The sequence below is a fragment of the Novosphingobium indicum genome, assembly GCF_014645195.1.
In the GTDB taxonomy this organism is placed as follows: Bacteria; Pseudomonadota; Alphaproteobacteria; order Sphingomonadales; family Sphingomonadaceae; genus Novosphingobium; species Novosphingobium indicum.
Window position 1 is genome coordinate 115885 of sequence record NZ_BMLK01000013.1, and the last position, 20541, is coordinate 136425.

At 64.3% G+C, this 20541-nt stretch carries 25 protein-coding genes; 17 read left to right on the forward strand and 8 right to left on the reverse strand.

Annotated features, from left to right (window positions below; all coding sequences use genetic code 11):
- Positions 1–13: 13 nt before the first annotated feature.
- The gene (locus IEX64_RS14610) at positions 14–313 is read left to right on the forward strand and encodes a GIY-YIG nuclease family protein (RefSeq protein WP_188820619.1); all 300 of its coding nucleotides are present in this window, start codon (positions 14–16) and stop codon (positions 311–313) included.
- An 85-nt stretch (positions 314–398) separates the two neighbouring features.
- Here the strand turns inward: IEX64_RS14610 and IEX64_RS14615 are convergent, their stop codons facing one another.
- From IEX64_RS14615 to IEX64_RS14625, 3 genes are all read right to left on the reverse strand, one after another.
- A complete protein-coding gene (locus IEX64_RS14615; protein WP_188820622.1) occupies positions 399–659 on the reverse strand; it encodes a hypothetical protein in 261 nt (86 codons plus the stop codon).
- 78 nt (positions 660–737) lie between these two features.
- Positions 738–1757 carry a PhoH family protein gene (locus IEX64_RS14620; protein ID WP_188820624.1) on the reverse strand — a complete coding sequence of 340 codons (1020 nt, stop codon included), beginning with the start codon at positions 1755–1757 and terminating at the stop codon, positions 738–740.
- Complete coding sequence (locus tag IEX64_RS14625; protein WP_188820734.1) at positions 1747–1953, reverse strand: hypothetical protein; 207 nt, start codon at positions 1951–1953, stop codon at positions 1747–1749. Before IEX64_RS14625 ends, IEX64_RS14620 begins: the two co-directional genes overlap by 11 nt.
- On the opposite strand from IEX64_RS14625, the gene IEX64_RS14630 reads away from it, so the two are divergent.
- Positions 1952–2488, forward strand: a complete 537-nt coding sequence (locus IEX64_RS14630) for a COG3650 family protein (protein ID WP_229710405.1) — start codon at positions 1952–1954, stop codon at positions 2486–2488. The two genes, IEX64_RS14625 and IEX64_RS14630, sit on opposite strands and share 2 nt — an antisense overlap.
- Positions 2489–2494: 6 nt before the next feature.
- Here IEX64_RS14630 and miaB read toward each other — a convergent pair whose 3' ends face one another.
- Positions 2495–3841 carry a tRNA (N6-isopentenyl adenosine(37)-C2)-methylthiotransferase MiaB gene (gene miaB, locus IEX64_RS14635; RefSeq protein ID WP_188820628.1) on the reverse strand — a complete coding sequence of 449 codons (1347 nt, stop codon included), beginning with the start codon at positions 3839–3841 and terminating at the stop codon, positions 2495–2497.
- A gap of 174 nt (positions 3842–4015) precedes the next feature.
- Between miaB and IEX64_RS14640 the strand changes: the two genes are divergently transcribed.
- Positions 4016–4273 carry a hypothetical protein gene (locus IEX64_RS14640; RefSeq protein ID WP_188820630.1) on the forward strand — a complete coding sequence of 86 codons (258 nt, stop codon included), beginning with the start codon at positions 4016–4018 and terminating at the stop codon, positions 4271–4273.
- A 69-nt stretch (positions 4274–4342) separates the two neighbouring features.
- Here IEX64_RS14640 and IEX64_RS14645 read toward each other — a convergent pair whose 3' ends face one another.
- Together IEX64_RS14645 and IEX64_RS14650 are read right to left on the reverse strand one after the other, a co-directional pair.
- The gene (locus IEX64_RS14645; RefSeq protein WP_188820632.1) at positions 4343–4783 is read right to left on the reverse strand and encodes an FKBP-type peptidyl-prolyl cis-trans isomerase; all 441 of its coding nucleotides are present in this window, start codon (positions 4781–4783) and stop codon (positions 4343–4345) included.
- Between the two features lie 249 nt (positions 4784–5032).
- Positions 5033–5533 (reverse strand): SH3 domain-containing protein, encoded by a 501-nt coding sequence (locus IEX64_RS14650; protein ID WP_188820634.1) that lies wholly within the window; start codon positions 5531–5533, stop codon positions 5033–5035.
- A gap of 350 nt (positions 5534–5883) precedes the next feature.
- Here IEX64_RS14650 and argS point away from each other — a divergent pair, with 350 nt between their 5' ends.
- The 8 genes from argS to tatC all read left to right on the forward strand — a co-directional run bounded on the left by argS (position 5884) and on the right by tatC (position 12647).
- On the forward strand, positions 5884–7629 hold the full coding sequence (gene argS, locus IEX64_RS14655) for an arginine--tRNA ligase (protein ID WP_188820636.1): 1746 nt from the start codon (positions 5884–5886) through the stop codon (positions 7627–7629).
- 3 nt (positions 7630–7632) lie between these two features.
- Positions 7633–8409: an SPOR domain-containing protein gene (locus tag IEX64_RS14660; RefSeq protein ID WP_188820639.1), complete on the forward strand. Its 777-nt coding sequence runs from the start codon at positions 7633–7635 to the stop codon at positions 8407–8409.
- Positions 8410–8509: 100 nt separating this feature from the next.
- Positions 8510–9520: a beta-N-acetylhexosaminidase gene (gene nagZ, locus IEX64_RS14665; RefSeq protein WP_188820641.1), complete on the forward strand. Its 1011-nt coding sequence runs from the start codon at positions 8510–8512 to the stop codon at positions 9518–9520.
- A gap of 3 nt (positions 9521–9523) precedes the next feature.
- Positions 9524–10348, forward strand: coding sequence for a segregation and condensation protein A (locus IEX64_RS14670; protein WP_188820643.1), 825 nt, complete (start codon positions 9524–9526; stop codon positions 10346–10348).
- Positions 10349–10488: 140 nt separating this feature from the next.
- Entirely contained in the window at positions 10489–11061 is a 573-nt protein-coding gene (scpB, locus tag IEX64_RS14675; protein WP_229710407.1) for an SMC-Scp complex subunit ScpB, read from the forward strand.
- Between the two features lie 66 nt (positions 11062–11127).
- Positions 11128–11373: a twin-arginine translocase TatA/TatE family subunit gene (locus IEX64_RS14680; protein ID WP_188820645.1), complete on the forward strand. Its 246-nt coding sequence runs from the start codon at positions 11128–11130 to the stop codon at positions 11371–11373.
- Positions 11374–11409: 36 nt separating this feature from the next.
- Positions 11410–11832 (forward strand): Sec-independent protein translocase protein TatB, encoded by a 423-nt coding sequence (gene tatB / locus IEX64_RS14685; protein WP_188820647.1) that lies wholly within the window; start codon positions 11410–11412, stop codon positions 11830–11832.
- An 11-nt stretch (positions 11833–11843) separates the two neighbouring features.
- On the forward strand, positions 11844–12647 hold the full coding sequence (tatC, locus tag IEX64_RS14690) for a twin-arginine translocase subunit TatC (RefSeq protein WP_188820649.1): 804 nt from the start codon (positions 11844–11846) through the stop codon (positions 12645–12647).
- A 102-nt stretch (positions 12648–12749) separates the two neighbouring features.
- On the opposite strand, the gene IEX64_RS14695 is transcribed toward tatC, so the two are convergent.
- Together IEX64_RS14695 and IEX64_RS14700 are read right to left on the reverse strand one after the other, a co-directional pair.
- Positions 12750–14492, reverse strand: a complete 1743-nt coding sequence (locus tag IEX64_RS14695) for an amidohydrolase (RefSeq protein ID WP_229710384.1) — start codon at positions 14490–14492, stop codon at positions 12750–12752.
- Positions 14489–15397: an NAD(P)-dependent oxidoreductase gene (locus IEX64_RS14700; RefSeq protein WP_188820651.1), complete on the reverse strand. Its 909-nt coding sequence runs from the start codon at positions 15395–15397 to the stop codon at positions 14489–14491. Before IEX64_RS14700 ends, IEX64_RS14695 begins: the two co-directional genes overlap by 4 nt.
- Before the next feature lie 116 nt (positions 15398–15513).
- Here IEX64_RS14700 and IEX64_RS14705 point away from each other — a divergent pair, with 116 nt between their 5' ends.
- The 6 genes from IEX64_RS14705 (at position 15514) to IEX64_RS14730 (ending at position 20360) form a co-directional block, all read left to right on the forward strand.
- A complete protein-coding gene (locus IEX64_RS14705) occupies positions 15514–16767 on the forward strand; it encodes a threonine ammonia-lyase (RefSeq protein WP_188820653.1) in 1254 nt (417 codons plus the stop codon).
- Positions 16768–17029: 262 nt separating this feature from the next.
- The gene (locus IEX64_RS14710; RefSeq protein ID WP_188820655.1) at positions 17030–17872 is read left to right on the forward strand and encodes an arginyltransferase; all 843 of its coding nucleotides are present in this window, start codon (positions 17030–17032) and stop codon (positions 17870–17872) included.
- Positions 17873–17954: 82 nt separating this feature from the next.
- Positions 17955–18536 (forward strand): DoxX family protein, encoded by a 582-nt coding sequence (locus IEX64_RS14715; RefSeq protein ID WP_188820657.1) that lies wholly within the window; start codon positions 17955–17957, stop codon positions 18534–18536.
- Positions 18537–18619: 83 nt separating this feature from the next.
- Entirely contained in the window at positions 18620–19123 is a 504-nt protein-coding gene (locus tag IEX64_RS14720) for a nuclear transport factor 2 family protein (protein ID WP_188820659.1), read from the forward strand.
- On the forward strand, positions 19120–19896 hold the full coding sequence (locus IEX64_RS14725) for an SDR family NAD(P)-dependent oxidoreductase (RefSeq protein WP_188820661.1): 777 nt from the start codon (positions 19120–19122) through the stop codon (positions 19894–19896). Before IEX64_RS14720 ends, IEX64_RS14725 begins: the two co-directional genes overlap by 4 nt.
- Positions 19893–20360: a nuclear transport factor 2 family protein gene (locus IEX64_RS14730; RefSeq protein WP_188820663.1), complete on the forward strand. Its 468-nt coding sequence runs from the start codon at positions 19893–19895 to the stop codon at positions 20358–20360. Before IEX64_RS14725 ends, IEX64_RS14730 begins: the two co-directional genes overlap by 4 nt.
- The last annotated feature ends 181 nt before the right edge of the window (positions 20361–20541 follow it).

Sequence of the window (20541 nt, forward strand, 5' to 3'; positions counted from 1 at the left end):
TTGGAACAGCGAAATGGTCAAAGGCGGCTGGGTCTACATGACGAGCGACCGCTATCGCGGCGGCATCTACACCGGTGTAACCGTGCATATTCAACGTCGTATCTGGCAACATCGTGAGGGCACCGGATCGCTGTTCGTCCGCAAGTATGGTTTCACGCGGCTCGTTTACGCCGAACGGTATGATCAGATCGAAGACGCAATCCGGCGTGAGAAGGCCATCAAGAAATGGCGCCGCGATTGGAAAATCAGCCTGATCGAAACGATGAACCCGGAGTGGGAGGATATGTTCGAGCGCCTGGGAGGCGTAATGTAGGCCCAAGAAAAGCGGGCCCTCCGCCTTCGCGGGGGCGACGAGACTTCATTTGGCTTGCCCCGTTGGCGCTCCGAAATTCACGCCATCAGTCGGGCTTCAGCGCTTCCTCGATGTCGACAGCCCATTTCTCGACGAGCATTTCGATTTCGTTCGGGTTGAGAACCCACGTCCGGGTCTTCTGGCCCGGGCGGAAAGCCGGCCGGGTCAACAGGATGCGCGCCTGCTCCTTGGCGAAGGGCTTGAACAGCGAGAAGTGCGTGACGCAGTCGAAGATCGTACCGATGATCGGTGTCTTGCCGTCCAGATCGATCAGCGTCGCGGGCTGATCCCAGGGAATGTTCATCATCAGGCGGACCTATCGCGCCAAGCCCCCGATTGAAAGCATCAACCCGGAAACAGCCGGTTACCCGCCCATCAGGCGATACTACTCCGTCGGCCCCTCATAGGCCTCGACGATCCGCCCCACGATCGGGTGGCGCACCACGTCGGCGGCGGTGAAGCGCGTCACCGCGATGCCTTCCACGCCCTCCAGACGGCCTACTGCATCGGCAAGCCCGGAATGGCGATCGCCGCCGGGGATGTCGACCTGCCGCGGGTCGCCGCAGATCACCATGCGGGAGTTCTGGCCGAAGCGGGTGAGGAACATCTTCATCTGCTCGCGCGTGGTGTTCTGCGCCTCGTCGAGGATGACGAAGGCATCGGCGAGCGTGCGGCCGCGCATGAAGGCGATGGGCGCGATCTCGATCTCGCCGCTCGCGATGCGGCGTTCCACCTGTTCGGGCGGCATGCAGTCGTAGAGCGCGTCGTAGAGCGGGCGCAGGTAAGGGTCGACCTTGTCCTTCATGTCGCCGGGCAGGAAGCCCAGCTTCTCGCCCGCTTCCACCGCCGGGCGCGAGAGGATCAGGCGCTGCACGGAGCCGGTCATCAGCTGGCTTACCGCCTGCGCCACCGCGAGGTAGGTCTTGCCGGTGCCCGCCGGGCCGAGCGCGAAGATCACGTCGGACCTGGCCAGTGCGCGCATATAGTCGATCTGCGTGGCCGAGCGCGGCACGATCGTTTTCTTGCGCGTGCGGATCATGATCGGCGGCGCGCCTTCGTCGCCGGAGATGATGCCTTCTAGGGTGGGTTCGGATGACATGGCGATCAGCGATTCGATAGCGCCCGAGTCGAGATCCTGTCCCTGTTCGAGCCGGTGGTGCATGCCCTTGAGCGTGTCTCGCGCGCGGGCGACGGCGTCTTCGGGGCCTTCGATCTGGATGCGGTTGCCGCGGGCGGCGATGTAGACGCCCAGCCGGTTTTCCACTTGTACGAGATTGGCGTCGAACTGGCCGAACAAGGCCCCCAGCAACGTCGGTTCGTCGAACTCGATTTCGACACGCGCCCGGCGATGGGTCTCGGGGCGGAACTGCGCCGGATCAACGGCACGAGTTGCTTTACGGGCCATGCGCTCCTTTCAAATCGAAGCAGTTGTTCTTGATTCGAAAGATAGGACGCGAATTGGCCTGCGCAAGCCATGTTGCAGCGCGGCGCAGTGGATAACTGTTCTTTTTCCCGGCGCCATTTTCCTTGCCGTTCGGGCGGCAGCGGGCGTAGCCTGTGGCCATGAAGACAAGGCTTTCCATTGCGCTGCCCTTGGCCATGGGCCTCCTGCTGGCCGGGGCGTTGGCCGGCTGCAAGAAGGACGAACCCGAAACAGAGCCTTCCGGCGAACCGTCCGGCCTGTCCTCCGCCCAGTCCGACGAGGCTGTCTTGCAGCAGAGCGTATCGGGCTGGATCACGGCAAACTACGCAGACATGGGCAAGCTGCTCTACGCCAGCGCCGAGAGCGACCTCGACGGCGACGGCACGCCCGAGGTGCTGGCCTATGTCGGCGGTCCGATGATGTGCGGGACGGGAGGCTGCAATCTCGTGGTGCTCAAGCGCGAGGGCGGGGACCTGCGCAAGATCAGCGAACTCAGCGTGGTGCAGTTGCCGGTGGGCGTGCTCGACAGCAAGAGCAACGGCTGGCGCGATCTTGCCGTGACCATTGCCGGCGGCGGCGTGGCGGAGCACACGGTGCGCCTGCAGTTCGACGGCAAGGGCTATCCCCGCAACCCGACGGTCGCTCCGGCGCAGGAGACCGACACGATCGGGACCGTGCTGATCCCGGCCGAGCCGCTCAAGCCCGTCGAATAGCCGCGATCAGGCCGCAGCGGTTTCCAGCAGCCGTGCGGAAATCGAATTGGGGCCTGCCTCGGCCAGTTCGACGCGCACGAGATCGCCGATCTGCGCTTCGCCGGTGAAGTGCACCGACTGCAACCAGGGCGACTTGCCGAGCCATTGGCCCGGATGTTTGCCCTTGCGTTCGACGAGAACCTCGCAGGTCTTGCCGACAGATGCCTTGTTGAATGCCAGCTGGTCGCGGTTGAGCGCGGCCTGGAGTCGCTGCAGGCGCTCGTCCATCACTGCGGCGGCAATCTGGTCGTCCATCGTCGCGGCGGGCGTGCCGGGGCGCGGCGAGTACTTGAAGCTGAAGCACTGGGCATAGCCCACCGCCTCGACCAGCCCCAGCGTATCCTCGAATTCGGCATCGGTTTCGCCGGGGAAGCCGACGATGAAATCGCCCGAAAGCGCGATGTCGGGCCGCACGGCGCGAACCTGTTCGAGGATGCGCAGATAGCTTTCGACCGTGTGACTGCGGTTCATCGCCTTGAGCACGCGGTCATTGCCTGCCTGAACGGGCAAGTGGAGGAAGGGCATCAGCTTGGCAATCTCGCCATGCGCCGCGATCAGCCCCTCGGTCATGTCGTTGGGATGGCTGGTGGTGTAGCGTATGCGGGCCAGGTCGGGGATTTCCGCCAGTTCGCGGATCAGCCCGTCCAGGCCGACCGGCTGGCCCCTGGCATTCTCGCCGGTCCAGGCGTTGACGTTCTGGCCGAGCAGCGTGATCTCGCGGGCGCCGCCATCGACGAGACGCTTGGCCTCCTCGACCAGATCGGCGTGCGGGCGCGAGACTTCGGCGCCGCGGGTATAGGGCACCACGCAATAAGTGCAGAACTTGTCGCAGCCTTCCTGCACGGTGAGGAAGGCGGTCGGGCCCGAGCGGCGGCGCTTGGGCAGCGCGTCGAACTTGGTTTCGGCGGGCATGTCGGTGTCGGTCACGCGCTTGCCGGAAGTGGCTTCGCGCAGCATGTCGGGCAGGCGGTGGTAGGCCTGCGGGCCGACCACCATGGTCACCGCCGGCGCGCGCGCCATGATCTCCTCGCCCTCGGCCTGCGCGACGCAGCCGGCGACGGCGATCAGCGGGCTGGAGCCGTCTTCGCCATCCCAGTCCTTCACGATCCGGCCGATGTCGGAATAGACCTTCTCGGCGGCCTTCTCGCGGATGTGGCAGGTGTTGAGCACGACAAGGTCGGCCTGCTCGCCTTCGGGGGCAGGGGTGATGCCCTGTTCGGCCAGCAGTTCGGCCATGCGATCGCCGTCATAGACGTTCATCTGGCAGCCGAAGCTCTTGACCCGGTAGGTCTTGGGATTCTGGGTAGGACGCATCGCGCGCCCGTACACGCGTTTGCGGGGCTTTTGAAGAGGTGGACGCGGGAGCAGGCCGCGCACCAGGGCGCCGCGCGGGGAAATCCCCGGGCACACGCGGAATTTCCCGGATGCAACCGGATGGGCCGGCTGTGCGTTACTCTAGTTCACAATATGTGATGGAGGAGGCGACACATGGCCAGCCAATGCATTGCTTTTCGCGATTCCAAGGGCGGACTGCACGCGAGTCTCGAAAAAGCCACACTGGAAGATCTTGCCGGCGTACTCGGACGTGTCGGAGAAGAGGGAGGCATGACCGCAGGGGTCGCCAAGCTGATTCTCGAAAAACGCATCGAGATCGAGCGGATCTTTGCCGAACACGACAATCCCACTGCTCCGGCAGCGGGCGTCAAGCCGGCGAGCGCTATCGTGGAGCGTCTGCACGCCATTTGAGGCGTGCCGCATCCGCGACATTCTGGCCGCCGGCGGCCTTCGCGAGGGAAGACCGCCGACGCCGGATGCTTATGCAGCGGCGGGTTTGATCTCGACCAGCGTCACGCCGAAGTGCAGGTCTTCGCCCGCGAGCGGATGATTGCCATCCGCAGTAACCGATTCCTCGCCGACCTCGGTGATGACCAGATCGACCGTAGATCCGTCCTGCTGACGCGCGGAAAGGCCCATGCCGGGCTGCGGCTCGGATTCCTGCGGCAGGTTGGCGCGCGGAATCTGGATGACCATTTCCTCGCGGCGCGGACCGAAGGCATCGGCGGAAGCCACGGTTACCGTCTGTTCGGCGCCCACTTCCATGCCATCGAGAGCGGCTTCGATCTGCGGGAAGATCTGCGCGCCGCCTAGCGTCACCGTCTGTGGGCCGTCCTGCTCGGTATTGCCGACAACGCGGCCGTCGTTCGTGCGCACGACGAAGTCGATCAGCACGGTGTCACCGGTCTTTGCGGTCTGCATAAACAATCCTTTGGGTATTTTTCGTTCCGACGTGCAAACACGCCGCTCGTTCGGCGCCGCACCCGGCACCGGCGTCTCCTGTTCCGTTCAACTTAGGTCCCGAGCGACAAATTGCAACGGAGGGCGAAGGGCCGGATGGTTCAGGCCCCGGCCCAGAGGTGTCTCTTATTCAGTTCGTCTGTGCGCCGCGATGCGTATTTCTGCGATCCGTTCGTCATCATCATCTCTCGACCTACGGGCTTTCGCCGCTCATTTGTGACAGGTCCGCTTGACGGATATACACGCGTTCCCGCAAGGCTTGCCCTTCTTGCATTTCTTTCCGAACCACACGTGACCTCCGGAGAACATAGAACTGCTTGATGTGGTTGCTTTATTAACAGGTGGTCGCCGAGAAGCCCGCGCTGCCTTGGAAACATACTTTGCCGAGATCCAGACGTGCTCAGCGTTCTTGACAACCTGCAGCCATTCACCTGATCGCTTCAGAATTTCCACGCTGTCGCCATTGGCGAAACTTCCCACGACACGTCCATCCATCGATGGCATGCTGCGCGCACGTAGATTTGATGCCGTTACATAAACGCTATCATGGTCATCGTACTTCAGAGCGGCTCCTTGCGGTTCCAATAGCTCCATTTCATCACTTGCCGTAGCGTCAGGGTTTGGAACGCCCCCGCTGCATTGAACCGTAATAAAAGCAGCGAAGACAATAAATATGATGCGGAGGAATAATGATATATTCGCTCCGTTCATTGGTTTTGCCGATCTAAAAATTTCATGATTAACCCCATAAAAAATGGTTGGTTGAGTGACATAATTTGATCTTGTTCTGCACTATTTCCGATAGTGTAGTCCATGTAAGAAATGATTTCCTACATATCATCGGATGAATTATTGTTCAGCATGCCTGAGAGTTGCACAATCCGTGTTTTCCACTCCACAAGGTTACACTTTCGTCACAAGGTGACACCGGAAACGCAAGGTGACACCATTTCCCCTGGACCGTGTCACGCGTGTCAACCGGACCTGTCACCTTGCACTGATCCGGGCGTTGCACCCGCCCTGTTCCCCTTTTCCTGCACATCGGCTATCCGCGCGCCATTATGAGTGAGAACCAGACGCTTTACGCCGCCTTTGCAGGCCACCTTTCCGCCGCGCTCGATGCGCTGGAAGTAGCGGGCACGCTGCCGGGCGGCCTGAAGCGAAGCGCGGTCACGGTCGAGCCGCCGCGCGATCCCAGCCATGGTGATCTGGCGACCAATGCGGCGATGGTGCTGGCCAAGCCCGCCGGCATGAAGCCGCGCGATCTGGCCGAGGCGCTGGTTGCCGAACTGACCAGGATCGAGGACGTTACCTCCGCCGAGATCGCCGGACCGGGCTTCATCAACATGCGGCTTGCGCCTTCGGCCTGGCTGGCCGAACTGCGCGCGATTGCCGCGCTCGGTGCCGACTACGGCCGCTCCGACATGGGCGGCGGCAAGACGGTGAACGTCGAATACGTCTCCGCCAATCCCACCGGGCCGATGCACATGGGCCACTGCCGCGGCGCGGTCGTCGGCGATGCGCTGGCGACGCTGCTCGAATATGCCGGGCACAAGGTCACCCGCGAATACTACGTCAACGATGCCGGCGCGCAGGTGCAGGTGCTCGCCCGCTCGGTTCACCTGCGCTACCGCGAGGCGCTGGGTGAGGACATCGGCGCCATCCCCGAGGGGTTCTATCCCGGCGATTACCTCGTGCCGGTCGGCAAGGCGCTCGCCGATGAGTTCGGCGACACGTACGCCAAGGCGCCCGAATCGGAATGGCTGGTGCTGTTCCGCGACAAGGCGGTCGCGGCGATGATGGACATGATCCGCGCCGACCTCGCGCTGCTGGGCATCGAGCACGAGGTGTTCTCGTCCGAAGCCGAACTGCAGGCCTCCGGCAAGCCGGACGAGGCCGAGGCGTGGCTGCGCTCGAAGGGTCTCGTCTACGACGGTGTGCTCGAAGCGCCCAAGGGCAAGACGCCCGAGGACTGGGAGCCGGTCGAACTGCCGCTGTTCAAGTCGACCCAGTTCGGCGACGATCAGGATCGCCCGATCAAGAAGAGCGACGGTAGCTGGACCTACTTCGGCGCCGACCTCGCCTATCACTACCAGAAGGCGCAGGAAGCCGACGCGCTGGTGGACATCTGGGGCGCGGACCACGCCGGTACCGTCAAGCGCATCAAGGCCGCTGTGGCCGCGATGACCGGCGTTGATGGCGAGCCCACGCCGTTCGAAGTGAAGCTGGTCCAGATGGTCCAGCTCCTCAAGGGCGGTCAGCCGTTCAAGATGTCCAAGCGCGCGGGCAACTTCGTGACGCTGGCCGACGTCGTCGAGATGGTCGGCAAGGACGTGGTGCGTTTCACCATGCTCACCCGCAAGCCCGACGCGCAGATGGACTTCGACTTCGACAAGGTGGTCGAGGCGAGCAAGGACAATCCAGTCTTCTACGTCCAGTACTGCCACGCCCGGGTCCATTCGACGCTGCGCAAGGCGGCGGCGGATGGCTTTGGGCCTTCCGATGCGCACCTCGATCTGCTGGGCGAGGAGGAGCTGGACCTGATCAAACTGGCCGCGCAGTTCCCGCGCGTGATCGAAGCTGCCGCCGCGGCGCGCGAGCCGCATCGCATGGCCTTCTTCCTCCACGATCTTGCCGCTGCCTTCCACGGCTACTGGAATTTGGGCAATGACCGGGTGGAAAAGCGGTTTATTAACCATGACGACGCTAACCTGACGGGCGCGCGGCTTTTTCTGGCCGTGCAAATGGGTCAACTGGTACGCAACGGGCTGGCGCTTCTCGGCGTCGAGGCTGTGGAGGAAATGTAGGTTATGGGGATCGCGGACACGGGCTCGAACACGGGCCGCGACGGGGACCACGAGGAACCCGATTTCGCGGGTCAGGAGCGCCCCGAGGGCGACACGCAGGACCTTTCCGGCGACTCTGCGGAACAGTTCCAGTCCTCGGAGCAGCTTGAACTCGGGGACGATGACGTCCGCCTCCCATGGCTTGAGGGCGACGATGACGAGTACGAGGACGAAGGCGGTCCGGGCATCGGGCAGGGCCTGCTGCTCGTACTGCTCGGCCTTGTCGCTATCGGCGTGATCGTCGGCGGCCTGTTCTGGATGATGGGCGACAAGCCCAAGGACCGCGTCGCCGATGGCGGGGTGATCTCCGCGCCCAAGGAACCCTACAAGACCAGGCCGGAAAATCCCGGCGGCGAAGTCGTCGAAGGAACCGGCGATACCAGCTTTGCCGTCGCCGAGGGCCAGTCGCGTCCGCCGCAGATCGAGGACAACGGCGAAGGCGCCAAGCCCGGTTTCGACTCGGTCGGCACGCCCGACCCCGAACCGTCGCAGGCGTCCGAGCCCGAAGGCGTGGGCGTGCAGGTCGGTGCCTATACCTCGCAGGCGTCCGCAGAGGCTGGCTGGGCCGCGCTCAAGTCGCAGTACCCCGCGCTGGCCGACATGTCGCACCGCGTGCTCCAGGGGCAGGCGGATATTGGCACCGTCTATCGCCTGCAGGCGGTTCCGGGCAGCCTCTCGGCCGCTCGCTCGCTGTGCAAGGGCATGAAGTCCGCCGGTCTCGCCTGCCAGGTAAAGGACTGATCCCCACCGGCGCGCGGGAGCTTTCCGCCGCCGGCAGTTTTGCACATTCCGCGCGGTGCGTTTTCTTGCAGAACCCGCGCTTTTCTGCGACGAAATCGCGATGGTACCCGCGATATTCGGCCTTGCCGGCCTGACCCTGACGGACGATGAGCGCGCTTTCTTCCGTGATGCCGATCCGGCGGGCTACATCCTGTTCGGCCGCAACGTTGAAAGCCGCGAGCAGCTTCGCGCTCTGACCGACGAACTCAAGGCGATCCACGGGCGCGACCGGCTCTATATCTGCATCGATCAGGAAGGCGGCCGCGTCGCCCGGATGAAGCCGCCGGTCTGGCCGGCCTATCCGGCGGGCGAAGCGTTCGACCGGCTCTACGACCGCGCCCCGGCTTCCGCGATCGAGGCCGTGCGCGCCAATGCCGAGGCGCTGGGACTGGACCTGGCCGAAGCGGGGATTACCGCGGACTGTTATCCCTCGCTCGACGTGCGCCAGCCGGGCGCTCACGACGTCATCGGCGACCGGGCCTTCGGTGCCGAGCCGATGCGCGTCGCCGCGCTGGGCCGCGCGGCGCTGGCGGGACTGGCGAAGGCCGGTGTGGTCGGTTGCATCAAGCACATCCCGGGACACGGCCGCGCCATGGCCGACAGCCACAAGGAACTGCCGACCGTCGACGCGAGCGCGGAGGACCTGGAAACCGACCTTGCCCCCTTCCGCGCCCTGTCCGATGCCCCCGTCGGCATGACCGCACATGTGCGCTATACCGCGTGGGATGCGGATTTGCCGGGCACCCTCTCGCCCTTCGTGGTGAGCGAGATCATCCGCAAGCGCATCGGTTTCGGCGGCCTGCTGCTGACCGACGATCTGGACATGGAAGCCCTTGATGGCACCGTGCCCGAGCGGGCCGAGCGGGCGATTGCCGCCGGTTGCGACATCGCGCTCAACTGCTGGGCGAAGATGGACGACATGGTCGGCATCGCCCAGCGCCTTCCCGCGATGTCGGATGAGACGGCGCAGCGGCTGGAACGAGCACTGGCTTCGGTCGAAAGTGGTTCGAAGGAACTGCATGCCGATCTCGTCGCCCGGCGCGATGCCTTGCTGGCGCAGACGGTGGCCTGAGCGATGGACCACGGCGATCTTCCCGAAGGCGCCGCTAATCCGCTCGATGCGGCCGAAGGCGACTGGGACGGCCCCGCGGCTGCCGAGGAACGCCAGGAAGCGCTCTATCTCGAGATCGACGGCTGGGAAGGACCGCTCGACCTGCTGCTCGATCTGGCGCGGCGGCAGAAAGTGGACTTGCGCACGATCTCGATCCTCGAACTGGTCGACCAGTACCTGACCTATATCGAGGAGGCCGAGGCGCTGCGGCTGGAACTGGCGGCGGACTACCTCGTGATGGCCGCCTGGCTCGCCTATCTCAAATCGGCGCTGCTGCTGCCCAAGGACGAGCAGGAAGATCCCAGTCCCGAAGAGCTGGCGCTGCGTCTGCAACTGCGCCTTCAGCGGTTGGGCGCCATGCGCGAGGCGGCGGCGCGGCTGATGGGCCGCGACCGGCTGGGCCGCGATGTCTTCCTGCGCGGCGCGCCGGAAGGGCTGCGCGTCGATCGCAAGAACCGCTGGCAATGTGAATGGTTCGATCTCATCCGCGCCTATGGCGATGTGAAGATCCGCAACGAGCCGGTCGTCCACATGGTGCGCGAGCGCATGGTGATGACGCTCGACAGCGCGATCCAGCGCGTGTCGTCGATGCTCGGCGTGGCCATCGACTGGATGGACCTGCGCGACTTCCTGCCGCCGGCCCATGACAACTGGGCAAATCCGAAGCTGCGCCGCTCCGCGCTGGCGTCCAGCTTCGTCGCGGTGCTTGAGCTGGCCCGGACCGGAAAGGCCGAGATCGCGCAGGAAGAGACCTTCGGACCGCTGCGCCTGAAGGCGGCCAAGCCGTGACGTCCGATATCCGCCCTTCGACAAGCTCGGGACGAGCGGACGAAAGCGTTGGTCGAGACACCGCTCAGGCTGAGCCTGTCGAAGTCCCGGACGATCTGGTCCGCGCGGTCGAGGCCACGCTCTTCGCTGCCGAGCAGCCGATGACAGTGGATCAGATTTCGACGCATCTCGGGCAGGCCAATGTGCGCCCGGCGCTGGCAGAGTTGCAGCTGCACTATGCGCAGCGCGGCATCCGTCTCGTCGAGCGCGGCAAGCGCTGGCATTTCGAGACTGCTCCCGATCTTGCCCACCTGCTGCGCCGCGAGAAGGAAGAACTGCGCCGTCTCAGCCGTGCCGCGACCGAGGTCTTGGCCATCGTCGCCTATCACGAACCCGTCAGCCGCGCCGAGATCGAGGCGATTCGCGGCGTGCAGACCGCGAAGGGCACACTGGATGTGCTGATGGAAGCGGGCTGGGTGCGCGTTGCCGGCCGCCGCGAAGTGCCCGGCCGCCCAGTCATCTATGCGACCACGCCCGAGTTCCTGGCGCATTTCGGTCTCAATTCGCTGCGCGAGCTTCCGGGAATCGACGAACTGCGTGCTGCCGGTCTGCTCGATCCGGTCGACGACGAGATGATCGAGTCCGCGCTCAGCCCCGGAAATACGCCGGAAGAGAACGAAGATGACGACGGTGCGACCGGACAGGGTCAGAACCATGACGGGCTTTCAACTTAGCGGGAAAGCTCCTAGATGGGCCGGGTAGCGTCTGGAATCGGCGCACCGCATTGGAGTATTTTAGCTATGGGTAGCTTCTCGATATGGCACTGGCTGATCGTTCTGGTGATCGTCCTCGTGCTGTTCGGACGCGGCCGCGTGTCGGAAATCATGGGTGACTTCGGCAAGGGCATCAAGAGCTTCAAGGATGGCATGAACGAGGACGAGAAGAAGGCCTCGGACAAGGACGCCACCCCGCCCGCGCAGATCACCTCGCAGCAGCAGGGCGATCCCAGCCCGACGCCCAGCGAGACCAAGAACGGTCAGGCCTGAGCCTAACGCTGGACACGGCAAGGTCGCACACCGGCGATGTTTGACATCGGCGCATCCGAACTCCTAATGGTCGTCATTGTGGCGGTCGTCGTCATCGGCCCCAAGGACATGCCGCTGGCGATGCGCACGGCTGGCCGCTGGATCGGCAAGATGCGCAAGATTTCCGGTCACTTCCGATCCGGTATCGACGCCATGGTGCGCGAGGCCGAGCTGGAGGAAATGGAACAGAAGTGGCGTGAGCAGAACGAGGCGATCATGAAATCGACCCCGCAGCTCCCCACGGCCGAGGACATGCAGGCGCCGTCCACGCCCGCGAAGCCGGTAGTGCAGGCCGCGCCGCCCAAGGACGAAGAGCCTTCGCCGGAGCCGGCTCCCGAAATGGAGCCGTCGAACCGGAAGGACAAATCCGCCAGTGATCCGGAGCAGGCGGAATTCCATCTTCCGCCTCCGCCGCCCTGATCGGTCCCGCCATGGCATTTCGCATCCCCGATATCGACGAATCTCAGGCGCCGCTGCTCGACCATCTGATCGAGCTGCGCACGCGCCTCATGCGCGCATTCCTGGCCTTCGCGGTGGCTTTTGGCATTTGCTTCTATTTCGCCAGCGACATCTTCAGTTTTCTGGTTCGCCCGCTGACCCATGCCTTTCCCGAAGGACAGGGCAAGCTGATCTACACCAAGCTCTACGAAGCGTTCTTCGTCGAAGTGAAAGTCGCGCTTTTCGCGGCCTTCTTCGTAAGTTTTCCGGTGATCGCCAACCAGATCTGGGCGTTCGTGGCGCCGGGGCTCTACGCGAAGGAAAAGAAGGCATTCCTGCCCTTCCTGGTCGCCACCCCGGTGCTGTTCACCATGGGTGCGGCGCTGGCCTACTACGTGGTCATGCCCACGGCCTTTCACTTTTTCCTTGGCTTTCAGGGCGACAAGGGCGGTCTCAAGCTCGAGGCTCTGCCGGGTACGGGCGATTACCTTTCGCTGGTCATGCAGTTCATTCTGGCTTTCGGCATCAGCTTCCTTTTGCCGGTGCTGCTGATGCTCCTGAACCGCGCGGGTATTGTGACACGCGCGCAAGTTGCCGGTGCGCGGCGCTACGCCATCGTCGGCATCTTCGTGGTCGCGGCTATCGCGACCCCGCCCGACGTTATTTCGCAGCTCATGCTGGCGTTGCCGCTGATGGCGTTGTTCGAAGGCACGCTGCTGGTGATGCGCTTCACCGAACGCCGCGATGCCCGAGAGAAGGCGCCCGATGAACAGGCCGCGAGCGCTACGGCTGAGTGATCGGATAGGGCTGTTTTGCCCTCCCGCGAGCGGGAGGGCCGCGCGACTTGGTTAGCCGTCAGGCGAACATAGTCACAGCTGGGCGGGCCTCGCCGTGCGATGCTACCGCCCCTCCGCTGCAACCTCTTCAGCAACCTGATCCTTCGCTGCCGACCACGCGAGCCGGCCGCCGATCCACGTTTCCAGAACCTTGGTCTTGCGGATCTGCTGCGGCGTGGCCAGCGTCGGATCGGTGTCGACGAAGAGGAAATCGGCATCGTAGCCCTCGGCTATACGGCCCAGCTTGTCTTCGGCGAACATCGCGTAGGCTGCGCCGGTCGTATAGGCCTCCAGCGCGGCTTCGCGGCTGAGCGCTTCCTGCGGCTGCCATCCGCCGAAAGGCTCGCCGTCGGCGCCCTGCCGGGTAATGGCAACGGCAAGGCCCTGGAAGGGATGGGCGGGCTCTACCGGCGTGTCAGACCCGAAAGCCAGCGTCGCACCGGCCGCTTCCATCGATTTCCATGCGTAAGCACCAGCAAGCCTGTCCGGCCCCAGCCGGGCTTCGGCCATCACGCGGTCGGAGGCCTCGTGCTGCGGCTGCATCGAGGCGATCACACCGTGTTCGCCGAAGCGCGGGATATCGGCGGGATCGACGATCTGGGCATGTTCGATGCGCCAGCGGCGGTCGCCCTTGTAGGTCGCGGTCAGCTCGTCGATGGCATCGAGCACGGTCTTATTGGCCTCGTCGCCGATGGCGTGGACCGCGACCTGGAAATTGTCGATCGCCGCCCGGCTCATCAGGTTGCCGAGCTGCGTCTGGCTCATCTGCGGCAGGCCGCTCGTCTCGGGATCGTCGGCGTAGGGGGCCTTGAGCCAGGCCCCGCGCGATCCGAGGGCGCCGTCGAGGTAGAGCTTCAGCCCGTTCATCTTGAGCCGGTCGTCATAGAGCCACGGCGTCGGGCCGGGGCCGCCGATCAGGCTCATGGCGTCTATACCGGCGGCATAGGAGATGATGCGCACACGCAGATGGCCAAGATCGGCCGCGCGGCGAAAGGCCTGCCAGTCCTCGATGGTCGTGCCCATGTCGGCAATCGCGGTAACGCCCTGCGAAAGCATCGCCAGTTGCGCCTCGGCCAGCGCCGTGTCGCGGTCCTCGGGACGGGGTTTCGGCACTTTCGCGTCGATGAGCGCGGTCGCGGCATCGATGAAGACGCCTGCCGGTGCTTTACCGCCAGCAACGCGCCGGATTTCGCCGCCTGCCGGGTCGGGGGTCTTGGCGGTGATGTTGGCTGCGGCCATGGCCGCGCTGTTGGCCCAGCCGGCATGCCCGTCGACGCGTGTAAGCCATGCGGGCTTGCCGCCGGTCACCGCGTCGAGTTCAGCTGCAGTGGGCATACGGTCGAGGCCCCAGACCACTTGATTCCAGCCGGTGCCGAGGATCCACGGCAAGTCGGGGTGCGCTGCGGTCCACGCGGCGATACGCGACAGCGCCTCATCGAGCGACTTCGCCATCGACAGGTCGAGCGTCATCCGCGCGAACCCCGTCGCCATGACGTGGCCGTGCGCGTCGATCATGCCCGGCATGACGATGCGGCCCTTGCCGTCGAGCCTGTACTGGACCCGTTCGGGGCGCTCGTCGCCGGAATGATAGATCTGCTTCACCCGGCCGTCGGGGCCGATCAGGAAGCCATCGAAGCGGTCGATTCCGCCGTTGCCGTCGGGGGTCAGGCCCTCGACGTTGTCGATCAGGGTTCCGGCGACCGGCGGTTCGGGTTCGGCGTTCTTTTTCTTCCTTGCCGCCGCCGGTGAAGCGATCAGCGCACAGATCAGTGCGGCAGCGATAGCCGCCCGTTTCGTGAAACTCACTTCTTGCCCTTCTTCGGCAGCCGCTTGATGATGGCGCTGGTGTCGAGGCGTCCGCCGCCCATGGCCTGAATTTCCGCGAAGAACTGGTCGATCAGCGCCGCCACCGGCAGCGACACGCCGAGCCCGCGGCCTTCCTCGAGACTGAGGCCGAGGTCCTTGCGCATCCAGTCTATGGCAAAGCCGAAGTCGAAGGCGTCGTCGTCCATCGTCTTCCAGCGGTTGTCCATCTGCCAGGACTGCGCCGCGCCGCCGGAGATCGCCTCGTAGACCTTGTCCATGTCGAGGTGCGAGGCCTGCGCGAAGCGGACCGCCTCGGCGAGAGCGGCGACATTGCCGGCGATGCAGATCTGGTTCGCCATCTTGGCAATCTGCCCGGATCCTGCCTTGCCGACGTGGACGATGCGCTGCGAGTAGGCCTCCATCACCGGGCGGGCCGCCTCGATGGCATCCTTGCGCCCGCCGCACATCAGCGTGAGCGTGCCTTTCTCGGCGCCGATCTGCGATCCTGTCATCGGGGCATCGACACAGTGGATCTGCAGGTCGCGGGCTTCCACCGAGATCTGGCGGGCGATCCGCGCCGAGACCGTCGTGTGATCGATGAACACGCCGCCCTTCTTGAGCATCCGGAACACGCCATTGGGGCCAAGCACGACATCGGCGAGATCGTCGTCGTTGCCCACGCAGGTGATGACGACATCCGCATCCTGCGCCGCATGGGCGGGATTGGCGGCGATGCGATGGGCAAGGTCTGGATTTTCCTCGGTCCACTTGCGCGCTCTTTCGGGCGAGCGGTTGTGGATCGTCAGTTCGTGCCCGGCTTCGGCGATGTGCCGCGCGATCGCGCCGCCCATCACCCCGAGGCCGATCAGGGATACCTTGCGAGGTTCGCTGGTGCTCTGGCTCATGTGAGGCCTTCTACCCTGTTTTATGGGAAAGCAAACAGCCAGAAGCGGACAGTGCTCAGCCGTCCGGCCCGAGTTCGCTTTCAATTCCTCGCGGTTTCCGGTAGGCGCGCCTGCCTATGGAACAGCCAGTGCTCAAGATCGCTCCCGGGGCCGAAGACGCCCCGCTGACCGCCGCCGACGTACGCGCCGCGGCCGAGCGGATTAAGGGCTCGGTGGTTCGCACGCCCACCCAGTACAGCTCGACGCTGAGCGCGATCACCGGCGCCGAGGTCTGGCTCAAGTTCGAGAATCTGCAGTTCACCGCCGCCTACAAGGAACGCGGCGCGCTCAATGCGCTGCTCCAGCTCGACGAGGAGCGCAAGAAGCGCGGCGTGATCGCAGCGTCGGCCGGCAACCACGCGCAGGGACTGAGCTATCACGGCACGCGCCTGGGTGTACCGGTGACGATCGTCATGCCCAAGACCACGCCGACGGTGAAGGTCATGCAGACCGAGAGCGTGGGCGGCAAGGTCGTGCTGGAGGGCGAAAGCTTCGACGATGCTTACGCTCACGCGCGCAAGCTCGAAGAGGAACTGGGCCTTACATTCGTCCATCCCTTCGATGACCGTTTTGTCGCTGCCGGGCAGGGCACGGTTGCCATCGAGATGCTCGAGGACGTGCCGGAACTCGACACCCTGATCCTGCCCGTGGGCGGCGGCGGTCTCGGCTCGGGCATGAGTACGGTCGCGCGTGACATCAACCCGGATATCCGGCTGGTTGGCGTGGAGGCGCTGCTCTATCCCTCGATGTACAACCTGCTCAAGGGTACGAACCTGCCGATCGGCGGCGACACGCTGGCTGAAGGCATTGCGGTCTTTTCGCCGGGCAAGCTGACCTCGCGAGTCCTGCGCAAGTATCTCGACGAGTTCCTGCTGGTCAGCGAACCGAAGATCGAAAGCGCGCTGGCGCTGCTGCTCCAGATCGAGAAGACGCTGGTCGAGGGCGCCGGTGCGACCGGTCTTGCCGCACTGATGGACAACCGCGACATGTTCGTGGGCCGCAAGGTGGGCATCGTGCTGTCTGGCGGCAATATCGATACTCGCCTGCTGGCCAACGTGCTGCTGCGCGACCTCGCCCGCTCGGGCCGTCTTGCTCGCCTGCGCATCGGTCTGCAGGACCGCGCCGGCGCCTTGTTCAAGGTGGCCAAAGTGTTTCACGAGCACAATGTGAACATCATCGAGGTGTTCCATCAGCGGATCTTCACCCACCTTCCGGCCAAGGGCCTCGTCACGGAAATCGAGTGCGAGGCGCGCGATGCGGAACAGCTTGCCGCGCTGGTCGCCGCCCTGCGCCGCGAGGGCTATGAAGTGAAGCAGGTCGAAACCGACTGATCGCAATTGTGCTGCGCGCGCCGCGTCTTAGCGGGGACGATGGCCGGCGACAGTGAGGGGCTTTGCGGCGCTGGAAAGGTTGTCGGCCGGGGGTGCACCGAATTGGCACGCCCGTACCGGTTCGCACACCGCTCATGGCAAATTTGCCGCGAGTTGGCCGCATTTCGTAGTTAAAAGACTTTGAAGGTTTCGGCACGCCGTGCATATTTGGGGCAACACACGAAGGCAGATAGCTTAGAAAGCAAAAGGAAGTTTCAATCCCGTGACGGCACAGGTTCGATTTCCCCGGTTTTTTGTGACCAGCCCTGCGCCGTGCCCGTATCTTCCCGGTCGTAACGAGCGAAAGGTCTTCACCGAGCTCAAGGGGCCGCACGCGGACTCGCTCAACGATGCCCTCGGCCGCATCGGCTTTCGCCGCAGCCAGACCGTTGCCTATCGCCCCTCTTGCCTCGATTGCAGCGCCTGCATCTCGGTGCGTGTGGTGGCCGACGAGTTCAAGGCATCGGGCTCGCAGAAGCGCGCGCTCAAGGCCAATGGCGATCTGATCGCGACCGTCTGCCGTCCCTGGTCGACGAACGAGCAATTCGAGCTGCTGCAGCGCTATCTTTCCGAACGCCATCCCGAAGGCGGGATGACGACGATGGATGAGACCGACTTCGCCGACATGGTCGAGCATACCCCTGTCACCAGCTACATCATCGAATACCGCGAACCATCGGCCGACGGCGTCACGCCGGGGCGTCTGGTCGGTGCCTGCCTGACCGACAAGCAGTGCGACGGGCTGTCGATGATTTACAGCTTCTACGATCCGCACCACGAAGAGCGGCAGGGGCTGGGCAACTACATCATCCTCGACCACATCAACCGGGCCCGCGAAATGGGGCTGAGCTACGTCTATCTCGGCTACTGGGTCGAAGGCTCGCCGCGCATGCAGTACAAGGTGCGCTACCGGCCGATGGAAAAGCTCGGCCGTGCCGGCTGGGAAAGGATCAGCCGCGAGGATCAGGACCGGCTGATCGCCGATGCCGTGGCGAGCCCGCGCTCGCGCGACGATGCGCAGACCACCGGCAGCAAGGACGGCATGCCCGCCATCACCCACTCCTGACCGGCAGGGGTTGATCCCGCCAGGGGAACAATAGTCTTTCACACGGCTTCTTTCTTCCGTGCCAGTCGGCGGGAGAAGAACTGTGTCGAAGATTGCTGCCATTATCGGACGTTTTCTGATTGCGCTGATATTCATCTACGCAGGCGCTGGAAAACTCATGGATGTCGCCGGGACCGAGGCGATGATTACGGGCGTTGGGCTGCCCAGCGGCCTTGCCATTCCTACCGGCATTTTCGAATTGGTGGCCGGTTTGTGCCTGGCAGCGGGCTTCATGGTGCGCCTGGTCGCGATCCTGCTGGCAGGTTTCACTGCGCTGGCGATCCTGTTCTTCCATAACCAGCTGGCAGATCCCATGGAACTGCTGATGGCGCTCAAGGATCTGGCGATTCTCGGTGGTCTCGCTCTTGCATTCGCGCATAGCCAGATGTGGAGCCACTACTATGCGATCTCGCGCGAGCGGCGCAGCGAGAAAATGGCCCGCAGTGCCGAAGAGCGCGTTCATGAAGCCGAGCTTCGCGCCGCGCGTGCGGAGGCCCGGGCCGAAGCGCTTTCGCACGGACGGGAACCTGCTGCAGAGCCCGTGACGACGCACACCGTCGCGACCGACACCGATGGGGATGGCATTCTCGACACGCGCCGCCGTCGCCGCTGGTTCGACTGGTAGGCGCAACTCCCCAGGAGGGAACTTGACCTGCCGCGTGCGGCGCGGGACTTTCCCGGCAACAATAGCCGTTTGTGGGAGAGTTCATGTCGACCGATGCACTGGAGGCGCGTGTTGCCGCGCTGGAGGCCCGCCTGAGGGCTGCCGAGGATCATCTTGAAATCCAGAACCTGCTGATGACCTACGGCCCGCTGGTCGACAGCGCCACGGCGGAGCCGGCGGGCAAGCTGTGGGTCGATGGTGGCGGTTACAACTTCACCCTGCCCGACGGTGGCTCCAAGCGCCTGTCTGCGCCGGATGAAGTTGCCGGCATGTACATGTGGCCGGGGCACATCGATCTCGTGAACACCGGCTGCGCGCACCTCACGGCGACGCCGAAAATCACTGTCGATGGCGATGATGCCGATGCCGTCGGCTATTCCTTCGTCGTACTCAAGGAAGGCGACCGCTGGTTCCTATGGCGGGCGGCGGTCAATCACTGGACGCTGCGCCGTACCGGAGACGGCTGGCGTATTGTCGAACGCTTCAACCGTGCGCTCGATGGGTCTCCGGAAAGCCACGACGTGATGCGCAAGGTCGTGGCGGCATGAAACGGTTCAAGGAAAAGGTTGCGATCATCACCGGGGCGAGCACCGGCCTCGGCCCGGTCATGGCGCAGATGATGGCCGACGAAGGCGCAAAGCTGGTGCTGGCCGCAAGGCGGCTGGAACTGGTCGAGGACGTGGCGGCGCGCATCGGCGAGAATGCCGTCGCAGTGCGGGCCGATGTGACCGACGAGGACGACGTGACGGCCATGGTCGATGCGGCGATGAGTCGCTGGGGCCAGGTCGACGTGATGATGAACAATGCGGCCGTCCCGGGGACCGACAAATTCATCTGGGAACAGACCGTCGACAACTTCCTCGATACCTACAAGGTTGACTGCATGGCGGCGATGCTGTGCTCGCGCGAAGTCTTGAACCGCTCGATGCTGGAGCGGCGCACTGGCAGCATTGTCAACTTCTCCTCCAGCGCCGGCTGGGACGGCATGGTTCGCAAGAGCCACTACAGCGCCGCCAAGGGCGCCCTGCGCATTCTCACCAAGACGATCGCGCGCGAGGTGGGCGAATACGGTATCCGCTGCAATTGCGTCGTTCCCGGTGCGATCGGCACCGATCTCATGCTCAACTACATGAAGCGCGTCGCCGACGAGCAGGGCAAGACCGTCGAGGAGATCGAGGCCGGCATCGTCGCGCCGCTGCCGCTCAAGACTTTCTCCACGCCCGAAGACGTGGCACGCATGGCACTGTTCCTTGCCTCGGATGACGCACGCACGGTGACCGGGCAGTCGATCAACGTCGATGCCGGGCTGGTCATGTCGTGACGCTGGAAGACCTGCTGGCCCGCGAGGCGATCCGCGATGTCATGGCGAAGTACACGACGTCGGGCGACCGCTTGCGGATCGACGATTTCGTCTCGTGCTTCACGCAGGACGCGGTGATGGAAAGCGAGCACGTACCGGCGGACCGCATGTTCCGCTATGAAGGCCGTGCGGAGATCCGCGCCTGGCAGGAGCGTTGGCTCAGGGGCGAGGGCGGCACGCACGGGGCCACTTTCGTGCGCCACCACCTCTCGACGTCGAAGATCGATCTCACTGGCCCGGATACCGCCAAGGCGCGGACCTACTGGGTGGCCTGGACCGATATCGGCCCGGACCACGCCGGCTATTATCTCGACACGTTCCGCAAGGTCGGCGATGACTGGCTGATCGCCCATCGCCGGGTGCGCATGGACTGGGAAGCGGACGCAAGCCTGTTCCGCTCGGCCATCTCCAACTCCAATACCTGAGACATCGCCTGCAGTGCGTACACTTGGCCGCCGCGTCGCGGATTGTGCAGCCATGCGTGCCACACAGGGGCTGGCACACGCGAGATACGTGAGTCGCGTTCAGCTCTCTCTGCATTGCAATGCGACAAGCCTGAAGGCCTCAAGCCGAGGCCCCTCTTGCGAGGCGTTCTTAAAACAATCG